The organism is Serratia sp. NGAS9, from assembly GCF_009905295.1.
Lineage (GTDB): Bacteria > Pseudomonadota > Gammaproteobacteria > Enterobacterales > Enterobacteriaceae > Serratia > Serratia bockelmannii.
The window spans coordinates 198,244-210,250 of record NZ_CP047605.1 but is presented as its reverse complement, the minus strand read 5'-3'; the positions used below and the strand labels follow the sequence as shown (position 1 = coordinate 210,250).

The 12,007-nt window shown below is 61.5% G+C and carries 10 protein-coding genes; 6 read left to right on the top strand and 4 right to left on the bottom strand.

Features of this window, described 5'->3' with window-relative positions; translation table 11 throughout:
• Positions 1–305: 305 nt before the first annotated feature.
• A complete protein-coding gene (locus GUC32_RS00935) occupies positions 306–2,624 on the top strand; it encodes a zinc/cadmium/mercury/lead-transporting ATPase (RefSeq protein WP_369435489.1) in 2,319 nt (772 codons plus the stop codon).
• 79 nt (positions 2,625–2,703) lie between these two features.
• Here GUC32_RS00935 and tusA read toward each other — a convergent pair whose 3' ends face one another.
• On the bottom strand, positions 2,704–2,949 hold the full coding sequence (gene tusA / locus GUC32_RS00930; RefSeq protein WP_025304890.1) for a sulfurtransferase TusA: 246 nt from the start codon (positions 2,947–2,949) through the stop codon (positions 2,704–2,706).
• 219 nt (positions 2,950–3,168) lie between these two features.
• On the opposite strand from tusA, the gene GUC32_RS00925 reads away from it, so the two are divergent.
• The 3 genes from GUC32_RS00925 (at position 3,169) to GUC32_RS00915 (ending at position 4,947) form a co-directional block, all read left to right on the top strand.
• Entirely contained in the window at positions 3,169–3,828 is a 660-nt protein-coding gene (locus GUC32_RS00925; RefSeq protein WP_025304889.1) for a 7-cyano-7-deazaguanine/7-aminomethyl-7-deazaguanine transporter, read from the top strand.
• 40 nt (positions 3,829–3,868) lie between these two features.
• Entirely contained in the window at positions 3,869–4,303 is a 435-nt protein-coding gene (locus GUC32_RS00920; RefSeq protein WP_043142199.1) for a GNAT family N-acetyltransferase, read from the top strand.
• Between the two features lie 80 nt (positions 4,304–4,383).
• On the top strand, positions 4,384–4,947 hold the full coding sequence (locus GUC32_RS00915) for a DcrB family lipoprotein (protein ID WP_025304887.1): 564 nt from the start codon (positions 4,384–4,386) through the stop codon (positions 4,945–4,947).
• Between the two features lie 35 nt (positions 4,948–4,982).
• Here GUC32_RS00915 and glpC read toward each other — a convergent pair whose 3' ends face one another.
• From glpC to glpA, 3 genes are read right to left on the bottom strand one after another with little or no spacing between them, the layout of a single operon-like run.
• Entirely contained in the window at positions 4,983–6,182 is a 1,200-nt protein-coding gene (gene glpC / locus GUC32_RS00910; protein WP_060448387.1) for an anaerobic glycerol-3-phosphate dehydrogenase subunit GlpC, read from the bottom strand.
• Positions 6,179–7,447, bottom strand: a complete 1,269-nt coding sequence (gene glpB / locus GUC32_RS00905) for a glycerol-3-phosphate dehydrogenase subunit GlpB (protein ID WP_369435488.1) — start codon at positions 7,445–7,447, stop codon at positions 6,179–6,181. Before glpB ends, glpC begins: the two co-directional genes overlap by 4 nt.
• Positions 7,437–9,086, bottom strand: coding sequence for an anaerobic glycerol-3-phosphate dehydrogenase subunit A (gene glpA / locus GUC32_RS00900; RefSeq protein WP_337149021.1), 1,650 nt, complete (start codon positions 9,084–9,086; stop codon positions 7,437–7,439). Before glpA ends, glpB begins: the two co-directional genes overlap by 11 nt.
• Positions 9,087–9,450: 364 nt before the next feature.
• Here glpA and glpT point away from each other — a divergent pair, with 364 nt between their 5' ends.
• On the top strand, positions 9,451–10,806 hold the full coding sequence (gene glpT, locus GUC32_RS00895) for a glycerol-3-phosphate transporter (protein WP_025304883.1): 1,356 nt from the start codon (positions 9,451–9,453) through the stop codon (positions 10,804–10,806).
• Between the two features lie 82 nt (positions 10,807–10,888).
• Positions 10,889–11,968: a glycerophosphodiester phosphodiesterase gene (glpQ, locus tag GUC32_RS00890; RefSeq protein ID WP_369435487.1), complete on the top strand. Its 1,080-nt coding sequence runs from the start codon at positions 10,889–10,891 to the stop codon at positions 11,966–11,968.
• Positions 11,969–12,007: the final 39 nt, after the last annotated feature.

The window sequence follows — 12,007 nt, the reverse complement described above, 5'->3', positions numbered from 1 at the left end:
GAAAAGGTAAATTTTGCTAAAGCGTTATAGATTAATAACTCTTTATTATTAGGTCGGGCGATTTTTTAGTTTCTATAGGAATATTATTTTCTTATTTAAACTAACGGCAGCGAGCCTTTTCGCCCAAATAGGGGATAAGAAAAGCCGATATATTTAAATTCGCATTATTCATTATTGAATGAATCCCCCTTTTCTACGCCCGAACGCCGTTAGCAATAATTCTCATCCGGCGCTTGACTCTGGAGTGGACTCCAGGGTGTAGAGTCAGCTGAGCAAACCCGTTTAACAGCCCGAAGGGGGACGTTATGCACAATCAGCAAAACCATAATCATCAGGAACATCACCACGCCGAAGGCGGGTGCGGCTGCAACCACAGCCACAGCAAAACGCAGCATGGCTGCAGCAGCGAGCCGAAAAGCGCAGCCGTACAGGCCGAACACGCCCACCATCATCACGATCATGGCGATAGCGGCTGCTGCGCCACCGCGCCCGACGATCCGGACGAGGAAAGCGACAGGCTGGCCGCCGCTCCCCCTTCCGGCAGCCAACGTTTCAGCTGGAAAGTCACCGGTATGGACTGCCCCAGCTGCGCCAAGAAAATCGAAAATGCCGTCACCGCGCTCCCCGGCGTTGACAGCGCACGCGTATTGTTCGCCACTGAAAAACTGGTGGTCGACGCACAGTCCGATCTCAGCCTGCGGATCCAGGACGCGGTCGCCCAGGCCGGTTTTACCCTGCTCGGCACTCAGACCGCCAAAGATGCCGCGCCAAAAGCCTCGCGCTTCGGCGAATTTGCGCCGCTGCTGTTGTTAACTACCCTGATGGTGGTCAGTTGGGTGCTGGATCGGGTTAACCCGGAGCTGGGTCGCATCGCCTTTATCGCCACCACGCTGGTCGGGTTGGCGCCGGTCGCCGCCAAGGCGCTGCGTCTGATTCGCTCCGGCACGCCGTTCGCCATCGAAACGCTGATGAGCGTGGCGGCCATCGGCGCGCTGTTTATTGGCGCCACCGCCGAGGCGGCGATGGTGCTGCTGCTGTTTATGGTCGGCGAGCTGCTGGAATCCTACGCCGCCAACCGTGCGCGTCGCGGGGTGAAGGCGCTGATGGAGCTGGTGCCGGAAGATGCGCTGCTGCTGCAAGGCACGGAACGCAAACGCGTGCCGGTCGCCAGCCTGCGCCCTGGCGATGTGATTGAAATCGCGCCCGGCGGGCGCCTGCCGGCCGACGCCGAGCTGCTCAATCCGTTCGCCAGCTTTGACGAAAGCGCCCTGACCGGCGAATCGGTGCCGGTCGAGCGTCAACAAGGGGAAAAAGTGGCCGCCGGCAGCCTGTCCGTCGATCAGGCGGCACAGATGAAGGTGATTTCCGAGCCCGGCAAAAATGCCATCGACCGCATTTTGCAGCTGATTGAAGAGGCCGAAGAACGCCGCGCGCCGATCGAACGCTTCCTCGATCGCTTCAGCCGCTATTACACCCCAGCCATCATGCTGCTGGCCGTCGCGGTGATCCTGGTACCGCCACTGCTGTTCTCGCAGCCGTGGGAGACCTGGATCTATCGCGGCCTGACGCTGCTGCTGATCGGCTGTCCATGCGCGCTGGTGATCTCGACGCCGGCGGCCATCACATCCGGGCTGGCGGCCGCCACGCGGCGCGGCGCGCTGATTAAAGGCGGCGCGGCGCTGGAGCAACTGGGCCAGATTCAAACCATCGCCTTCGATAAAACCGGCACCCTGACCGAAGGCAAGCCGACGGTCACCGACGTGCTGCCCATCGGCGCGCTGACCGAACAACGGCTGTTGCAGCTTGCCGCCGCGGTAGAGGCCGGTTCACATCACCCGCTGGCGCAAGCGATCATCAACCGCGCCGCCGCAAGCGGGGCTGAGCTGCCGCTGGCGCAGGCGCGCCGCGCGCTGGCCGGCGTCGGTGTGGAAGGGATCGTGGACGGCAAGACCGTGCTGATCAGTGCGCCGGGCAAGCTGGCGCCGGGCCTGCTCGCCACACAATGGCAGAGCCAGGTAGACAAGCTGGAAAACGCCGGTAAAACGGCGGTGGTGGTGCTGGAAGACGGCACGCCCATCGGCTTGCTGGCGCTGCGTGATACGCTACGCAGCGACGCCAAACAGGCGATAGCCGAACTGAACGCGCTGGGTATTCGCGGCGTGATGCTGACCGGGGATAACCCGCGCGCCGCCGCAGCGATCGCCGGCGAGCTGGGCCTCGACTATCGTGCCGGTCTGTTGCCGGAAGATAAGGTCAGCGCGGTCACCGAACTGAGCGAACTGCGCCCGACGGCGATGATCGGCGACGGCATCAACGACGCCCCGGCGATGAAGGCCTCCAGCATCGGCATCGCCATGGGCAGCGGCACCGACGTGGCGCTGGAGACCGCCGACGCCGCCCTGACCCACAACCGACTGGTGGGCGTCGCGGAAATGATCCGCATCTCGCGCGCCACCCACGCCAATATCCGGCAAAACATCACCATCGCGCTGGGGTTGAAAGGGGTCTTCCTGATCACCAGCCTGCTGGGGTTAACCGGGCTGTGGCTGGCGGTGCTGGCCGACTCCGGCGCCACCGCGCTGGTCACCGCCAACGCGCTGCGGCTGTTGAGAAAGCGCAGCTAAGCTCTGAAACAAACACGGGCGCGGCATACCGCGCCCGTTGTCATTGGGGGAGGGAACTTTTAACTCGGCCGCGCCGCCGTTATACGCCTTTACGCAGCAGATAACGGTATGGCGCCTGCTCGGTCTCCTGCGCCACCAGCGTATGCTCCATAAAGCGGCAGAACCCCGGGATATCGCGGGTGGTGGCCGGATCGTCGGCAATAATCAGCAGCGTTTCGCCGTTGTCCATATGGCGCACGGTTTTACGCACCATCATCACCGGTTCTGGGCAACGCAGCCCCAGCGCGTCGAGCGTCTGGTCTGCCTGGGCAAATAAGTCAGTCATGCAATTTTTCTCGTTAAAAACGATCGGCGAACGCTCGCCGCATCTCATTAGCGCCTAGTTTACGCCGGTAGTTTTTCTGCGCAAGATGCGTTAACGTTTGCGTTAAATTTAACCATTGCATTGGTTGCGCAAACGCGTATCATGCCGCCGCGCAGCGTTTTTTGCTGTTTTGACAAGACACACTGGGTTCCCTCACCCCACTGCTAAAAAGGCTACAACATGTATTCGTTTACCGCACAGCAGCGCTTCACGGCGTTGGTCTGGCTTTCGCTGTTTCATATCGCCATCATTACCTCCAGCAACTACCTGGTGCAGCTGCCGATCACCGTTTTCGGCTTCCATACCACCTGGGGCGCCTTTACCTTCCCGTTTATCTTCCTGGCGACCGATCTGACCGTGCGCATTTTCGGCGCGCCGCTGGCGCGACGTATTATCCTGGCGGTGATGGTGCCGGCGCTGTTCATCTCTTATGTGATCTCCACCGTCACCTATCAGGGAGAATGGCAGGGCTTCGCGGCGCTGAGCAGTTTTAACCTGTTCGTGGCGCGCATCGCCGTGGCCAGCTTTATGGCCTATGTGCTCGGCCAGATCCTCGACGTACACGTCTTTAACCGTCTGCGCCAACGCAGCGCCTGGTGGGTGGCGCCGGCGGCGGCGATGTTCCTCGGCAACATCAGCGATACGCTGGCGTTCTTCTTCATCGCCTTCTACAAGAGCAGCGATCCCTTCATGGCCAACAACTGGGTGGAGATTGCGCTGGTGGATTACAGCTTCAAGGTGATGATCTGCCTGCTGTTCTTCTTGCCGATGTACGGCGTGTTGCTGAACATGCTGCTCAAACGCATCGCGGCGCGCAGCGGCAGCCTGCAGCCGAGCTGAGCCATGCTATTCTGGGCGGCCTTATCCTTGGAGGCCGCTCATGACCCCAATCGTCCGCACCGCCACGCTCGAAGAAATCCACCGCCTTTATCAACGCATCCCCGAATTCGGCGGCCTGCATAGCCTGGCCGATCTGCAGCAGCGTATCGGCACCGCCCCCGCCAGCCTGTTGATCGCCGAGATAGACGGGCAGCCGGCCGGTTTCAAACTCGGTTATCAACGGCAGGAAACGGTGTTTTACAGCTGGCTGGGTGGCGTGCTGCCGGCATTCCGTCGCCACGGCGTGGCGCAGGCCTTGTTGGCCGAACAGGAACGCTGGGCTCGGGCGCAGGGCTATCGCCAACTGACGGTCAAAACCCGTAACCGGTTCCGCGCCATGCTGACGATGCTGCTCACCCACCACTATCAGATTGTTCAACTGGAAAAGAAAGGCGAAGTGGCTGATTATCGGCTATTACTGGAAAAAAACTTGTGACAACATCTGCCTTGCATTTCAACCTGGAATAGGTTGCGATACGACAGTAAATCCCTACCGGAAAGGAAGAAGGAAGCCCGATGCGTAAAGTAGCGAAATTGATGGGTATCAGCCTGCTGGCGCTTGGCCTCGCGGCCTGCGACGGCAACACCAAAGACACCAAGGCAGCGCCAGACGGCGCGGCGGCCAGCGCGCCGGCCGGGCAGCAGGTAAGCCTGCTGGACGGTAAACTGGCGTTCACCCTGCCGGTCGGCATGGCGGATCAGAGCGGCAAGCTGGGCAACCAGGCTAACAACATGCATGTTTACGCAGACAGCACCGGCCAGCGCGCGGTGATCGTCATCTTGGGCGACAAGACCGCCGACAGCCTGGAGACCCTGGCCAAACGCCTGGAGAATACCCAGCGCGCGCGTGACGCCAACCTGCAGGTGATCACCAACAAGGCGCTCGACGTCAACGGCGTGCCGCTGCGTCAGCTGGACAGCATCATCACCAGCGGCGGTGAAAAGGCTTATTCTTCCGTCCTGATCGGTTCGCTGAACAACAACATGCTGACCATCCAGGTAACGCTGCCGGCAGACAATCAGCAGCAGGCGCAGACCGAAGCCGAAGGCATCATCTCCACTCTGAAGCTGAAGCAGTAATCCCACAGAGGGCCGGTTTGCCGGCCCTTTCGTTTTTATACCAGCGCCTGCGCCAGCAGGGTGATCGGATGTTCGCAGCGCTTGCTGGTGGACATTTCTATCTGCCATTTGCAGGTTTCGCAGTCGGTCACCACCAGATCCACCCCGCTCTCTTCTATCTGCCGGAACAGCGGCGCGCCGATGCCTTGCGACGTGGCGTAGTTCTCCGATTTGAACCCGTAGGTGCCGGCGATGCCGCAGCACTGCGAATCCAGCACCACCAGCTCCAGCCCCGGTATCTGCCGCAGCAGCTCCAGGGTGTAGGCGGTCCAGCCCATCTTCTCCATATGGCAAGGCGTGTGATAAGCCACCCGCAGCGGCGTACGCTTGAGCGGCAGGCTGCGCCCCTGATTGATCAGGCGATAGAGATAGCGCGTCGCCAGCTCCACCCGATCGCGCACCGCAGTGGTGTCTACGTCCAGCAGATGAGGGTATTCGTCACGCAGGGTGAAGGTGCAGCTCGATGAGGTCGCCACCACCGGAATGCCGCGCTCCAGCACCGTTTCATGCAGCGATTCGGCATTGACCCTGGCCTGCTTTTTAGCCTGCTCGATAAACCCGTTGGCGATCAGCGGCACGCCGCAGCATTTCTCGCGTTTCAGCAGTTGCACGCCGATATCCAGCGCGTTGAACACCCGGACCAAATCCTTGCCCAGCTGCGGGTGGTTATAGTTGACGAAGCAACCGTGGAAGAATGCCACCTGCTCGGCGTAACGCTGCTGAGCCTGCGCCTGTTGCCGGTACCAGCGGCGGAAGGTGCCGAACGAGTATTTCGGCAGTTCACGGCGGTGATCGATCTTCAGCGCCTTGTCCAACAGCTTGCGCACCGGTTTCAGCCCGGTAGCGGCGTTGACGATCGGCGCAAACGGCGTCGACAGCGAGCCCATGATATCGGTGTGGCTGAGGATGGCGTCGCGCAGCGTCGGCTTGCTCTGGGCGAAGTCGGCGCGGGCGCGCTGAATGATGTCGCCGATTTTGACGTCGGACGGGCAGGCCACTTCACAACGCTTGCAGTTGGTGCAGTATTTCAGCGCTTCGTCGTACAGCGCCGGGTCTTTCAGCCGCAGCCGCTCGCCGTCCGGCCCCGCCTGTTTCGGCCCCGGGTAGAGCGGGTTCACTTTGGCGACCGGGCAGTAAGTGGTGCAGACGGTGCATTTGATGCAGCTTTCAAAGCTGTGGTCCCGATGCAGGCTCATACGTTCTCCTCCGCGGCGATCTGCTGCGCGACGTGCAGCGCGCCGATCAATGACACGCCGGCGCCGCAGCCCTGCTGCAGCGGATCGTAGCCACCGGCGACCGCGCCGATGGCGTACAGGTTGTCGAACGGCACTCCCTGCTTCATCGCCCGCAGCCTGCCGTCGGTACGCACGCCGAACTGCAGGTAAGGCTGCGGCGCGAACAGCTCGCGTCGGCTCCAGTCGGCGCGATCCGCCCGGCTGTGTACGTCCAGCCCAAAGATCGGCTCACGCACCCGGTCGAAATCGGCCACCAGCCCATTGCTGAAGAAGCTGCCGCTGGCCAGCACCACCTGCTGCGCTCGCAGCGGAATATCGCCGTGGTTGCGGGTGTACAAACCGGTGATGCGGCCGGCCTCGCTCTCGGCGCGCAGCACGCTGTCGCCGGGCATGAAAATGCCGCCCAGCTGCTGAAAACGCCGCCGCAGCGCCTGATGCAAGCGCATGCCGGGCACCGAAGGCGGCAACGTCGGCAGCAGTCGGATCGGTTTGCCGACCGCATCCTGCAACACCGCCAGCGACGCATCGTCCTCCAGGCCCAGACAGGCCGGCAGGAAGAGCGCCTCGGCCTCGCCCGCCAGCCGCCGCAGCTCTTCGGCCATCGGCGGCAGGCTTTCCATCAAATCCAGTACCCGGGCGATGTTCACCGCGCGGAACTCACTGGGGTTATTGCGCAATCTGTCCAGCGCCGGCATGTGCAGATAGGCCACGTCCGTCTGCACGCCGAGCTCGCGGCTCAGGGAATCGGCGGCCATCTGCGGCTGGAAGTCGAGGAACCCTTCGATGCCGATCACCGCGATGCGCTGCCACGGCAGTTGGCCGGTCAGCGGCAGCGTCGGGATCGCCTGCGGGCTGAGCCAGGTGGCGCGGCGCGTGCCCAGCGGCGTAATGCGCAGATGGTTATTGGTTCCCTCCCCCTGCAGGTTCAACCCGCAGCGCGCCAGCAGCCGCTGTGCGGCAGCGGACAGCGCCGCCACCCGGCCGGGCCCGATCAGGGCATACGGATGCTGCGGCGCCTGCTGCGCCAGCTGCGGCAACGCCGCCAGCGGCATCTCGACCGGCGTGCCATCCGGCAATCTCGTCAACAGGTCGAGCGAGCCGGAGGAGAAGTAGAGCGCGCTCTGGCCAGAACTGACCACCGCGCAGCGCTTGCCCTGTTCGGCCACGGCAATGGCGCAGCTCAGGCCCGCCAGACCGCCGCCAATCACCACGACGTCAAATCGCATCATCTGCCTCCTGCTCCTGGTCGGCCTGGGCTTCAAGCCCGCATAATCCCTGGTAAACCCAGCTGGTAAATTCGCTCTCGCGCAGCGCATCGCCCCAGGCGATCGGCCGTACGCCTTTCCAGCGTTCGTTGAGGAACTGCGACAGCTGCGCGATGGATTGCTGCGGCGTGCTGACGTTAAAGCGCGTCAGCAGCCCGGCGGCGCGGCAGGCGCAGAGTTCGCCCTGGCAGGTGCCCATGCCGACGCGGGTGCGGCGGCGCAGATCCACCAGGTTATTGACGGTCAGCGAATTGACCGCATAACGCACTTCCCCGGCGGTCACCGCCTCGCATTCGCACACCAGGCTGGTGTCGAGCCGATCGGCCGCCGGCACCTGGCTGGCGCGATCGCCGTGGCGGTAAATCGCCGAACCACGGATGCTGGCGGGCAGTGAAACCACGCTGCGCACCGTTTCCTCCGCCGACTGGCGGGATCCGGGCAACGCGTCCTGCGCGGTGGTGCACGGACGGTTTACGCCAAGCTTTTCGCACACCTTGTCGGTGGCCCACTCCGCCATCAGGCGGTAGGTCATCAGCTTGCCGCCGGTGATGGTGATAAACCCTTCCAGCCCGTCGCGGGCGGCGTGATCGAGCAGCACGATGCCGCGGCTGACGTTGCGCCCGCTGGGATCGTCGTCGCTGGCGACCAGCGGCCGCACCCCGGCATAGGCGCGCAGAATGCGGGTCTGCGCCAGGGTGGGCGCCAACAGCGCCCCCTCGCGGATCAGAATGTCCACCTCCTGCGGGGTCACCAGCATGTTGTCAATTTGGTCGTAGTCGATATGGGTCGAGGTGGTGCCGATCAGCGAGATGGTGTCGCCCGGCACCAGGATGTCGGCGTCCGCCGGTTTGCGGCAGCGGTTGATCACCATGTTGTTGATGCGATGGCCGAGGATCAGCAGCGCCCCCTTGGCCGGGAACATGCGAATGCGTAAATCGGCATATTCGGCAATCCGCTGGCCCCAGATACCGGCGGCGTTGACCACCACAGACGCGTGCAGCTCATAGCGCCGCTGATTCTGATGGTCGTAAACGCGCACGCCCGTTACCCGATCGCCGCTGCGCAACAATCCCACCACCTGGTGGTAGGTCAGGATCTGCGCACCGTGCTCGCGCGCGTCCAACATGTTGGCGGCGGTCAGCCGGAAGGGATCGACGGTGCCGTCCGGTACGCGCACCGCGCCGATCAGCGCCGGGTTAGCCGCCGGCTCCAACCGCAACGCCAGCTGCGGGTCGATCGCTTCGGCGTCGATATCGGCCTGGCGACAGGCGGCGATAAACTGTTGCTGATAGTCCAGCGAGTCTTGCGGCAGGGTGATGAACAGCCCATCGGTGCGTTCGATACAGTGATGCGCAATGCGTTTCAGGATGCGGTTCTCTTCTATGCATTCGCGCGCCGACTCGCCGTCGGTCACCGCATAGCGCGCGCCGCTGTGCAGCAAACCGTGGTTGCGGCCGGTGGCGCCGGTGGCGATGTCGTGGCGCTCCAGCAAAATGCATCGCAGGCCGCGCCGCGCACAGTCGCGGGCAATGCCTGCGCCGGTGGCGCCGCCGCCGATGATGATCACATCCGTTTCGCCGCCGTCAAAATAGCTGCTCATGTCGCTCCCTCAGGATCGGTAGTTATGAGCCTATTGAGCCACGGTTATTGGGGTCTTTGTTTGATAAGGAACAATAACGAACATAAAACGAAATAAAAATGACCACAAAAAACCATCAATGTGATCATAATCACGATTTTTGGACGTTTTTCTATTTCATAACGTTAACGAATCGCTCAAAATCCGCCGTGGTTTCATGAAAGTGTAACAATTGCGCCATTCGTCACAGCGACACCAGGCGTATTTGATGACAATGGCGCTCGTTATGGAACACAAAAACACCACATTCGATATCCGCTCAATCATCAAATGAACGTAAAAGGTCATATTGATGTGATAACAGATAAAGCCATCGGAGGCGCTCATGTTGAGTATTTTTAAGCCAGCCGCACACATCGCCCGTGTGCCGAGCGATAAGGTAGATCCGCTCTACCGTAAGCTGCGCTGGCAAATTTTCCTGGGGATCTTCTTCGGTTACGCCGCCTACTATCTGGTGCGTAAGAACTTCACCCTGGCCATGCCTTACCTGATCGAACAAGGCTTCAGCCGCGGCGACCTCGGCTTCGCGCTGTCGGGCATCTCTATCGCCTACGGCTTCTCCAAATTCATCATGGGTTCGGTTTCCGACCGTTCCAACCCGCGGGTGTTCCTGCCTGCCGGCCTGATCCTGGCGGCGGCGGTGATGTTGTTCATGGGCTTCGTACCGTGGGCAACTTCCAGCATCGCGGTGATGTTCGTTCTGCTGTTCCTGTGCGGCTGGTTCCAGGGCATGGGTTGGCCGCCGTGCGGCCGCACCATGGTGCACTGGTGGTCGCAGAAAGAACGCGGCGGCATCGTCTCCATCTGGAACTGCGCCCACAACGTGGGTGGCGGCCTGCCGCCGCTGCTGTTCCTGCTGGGCATGGCCTGGTTCAACGACTGGCACGCGGCGCTGTACATGCCGGCCTTCGGCGCCATCCTGGTGGCCCTGATCGCCTTCGCCCTGATGCGCGATACCCCGCAATCCTGCGGCCTGCCGCCGATTGAAGAGTACAAAAACGACTACCCGGACGACTACAGCGAAAAAGACGAAGAAGAGCTGACCGCCAAGCAGATCTTCATGCAGTACATCCTGCCGAACAAGCTGTTGTGGTACATCGCGGTCGCCAACGTGTTCGTCTACCTGCTGCGTTACGGCATTCTGGACTGGTCACCGACCTACCTGAAAGAAGTGAAGCACTTCGCGCTGGACAAGTCTTCCTGGGCCTACTTCCTGTATGAATACGCCGGTATCCCGGGCACCCTGCTGTGCGGCTGGATGTCGGACAAAGTGTTCAAAGGCAACCGCGGCGCCACCGGCGTGTTCTTCATGACGCTGGTGACCATCGCCACCGTGGTGTTCTGGATGAACCCGGCCGGTAACCCGACCGTGGACATGATCTGTATGCTGGTCATCGGCTTCCTGATCTACGGCCCGGTGATGCTGATCGGCCTGCACGCGCTGGAGCTGGCGCCGAAGAAAGCCGCCGGCACCGCCGCGGGCTTCACCGGCCTGTTCGGCTACCTGGGCGGCTCGGTTGCGGCCAGCGCCATCGTCGGTTACACCGTAGACTTCTTCGGTTGGGACGGCGGCTTCATGGTGATGATCGGCGGCGGCGTGCTGGCGGTTATCCTGCTGCTGCTGACCATGCTGAACGAGAAGAAACACCACGCGGAAATCGCTGCCGGCAAGCGCGGCTAACCGTCACACGACTTTTGCATGATTTAAAGGCCGCCCTGCGGCCTTTTTACTACCCTGCCCCCAACAACACGGAGAAAACGGAATGCGGACTCAAGTCAAAGCCCTGCTGACAGGGATCATTCTCGCCACCTCAATGGTCAGCGCCGCCCAGGCGGCGGACAAAGTGGTGATCGCCCACCGCGGCGCCAGCGGCTACCTGCCGGAACACACTCTGCCGGCGAAGGCAATGGCCTACGCGCAGGGCGCCGATTACCTCGAACAAGATCTGGTGATGACCAAGGACAACGAGCTGGTGGTGCTGCACGACCATTACCTCGATCGCGTCACCGACGTCGCCGAACGTTTCCCGAACCGCGCACGCAAAGACGGCCGTTATTACGCCATCGACTTTACGCTGGCGGAGATCAAATCGCTGAAGTTTACCGAAGGCTTTGACATCGAAAACGGCAAGAAGGTACAGGGCTACCCAGGCCGCTTCCCGATGGGCAAATCCGACTTCCGCGTACACACCTTCCAGGAAGAGATCGAGTTCGTGCAGGGTCTGAACCATTCGACCGGCAAAAACATCGGCATCTATCCTGAAATCAAAGCGCCTTGGTTCCACAAGCAGGAAGGCAAAGACATCTCCAGCAAAGTGCTGGTGGTGCTCAAGCAGTACGGCTACACCGGCAAGAACGACAACGTCTACCTGCAGTGCTTCGACGCCAACGAGCTCAAGCGCATCAAGAACGAGCTGGAGCCGAAGCTGGGCATGGATCTGAAGCTGGTGCAGCTGATCGCCTATAACGACTGGCAGGAAACCTACGAGCAGAAAGCCGACGGCAAGTGGGTAGAATACGACTACGACTGGATGTTCAAACCGGGCGCGATGAAGAAAATCGCTCAGTATGCCGACGGTATCGGGCCGGACTACCACATGCTGGTGGTGGCGGATCAATCCAAGCCGGGCCACATCGTGCTGACCGACATGGTGAAAGAAGCGCATGCCAGCAAGCTGGCGGTGCATCCGTTCACCATCCGCGCCGATGCGCTGCCGAAGTACGTGACCGACGTAAACCAGCTGTATGACGTGATTTACAACCAGGCCGGCGTCGACGGCGTGTTCACCGACTTCCCGGACAAGGGCGTGCAGTTCCTGCAGAAGCAGGGCCAGCACAAGTAATGCCAAGGGCGCCGCAAGGCGCCCTTGTTATTTCAGAGA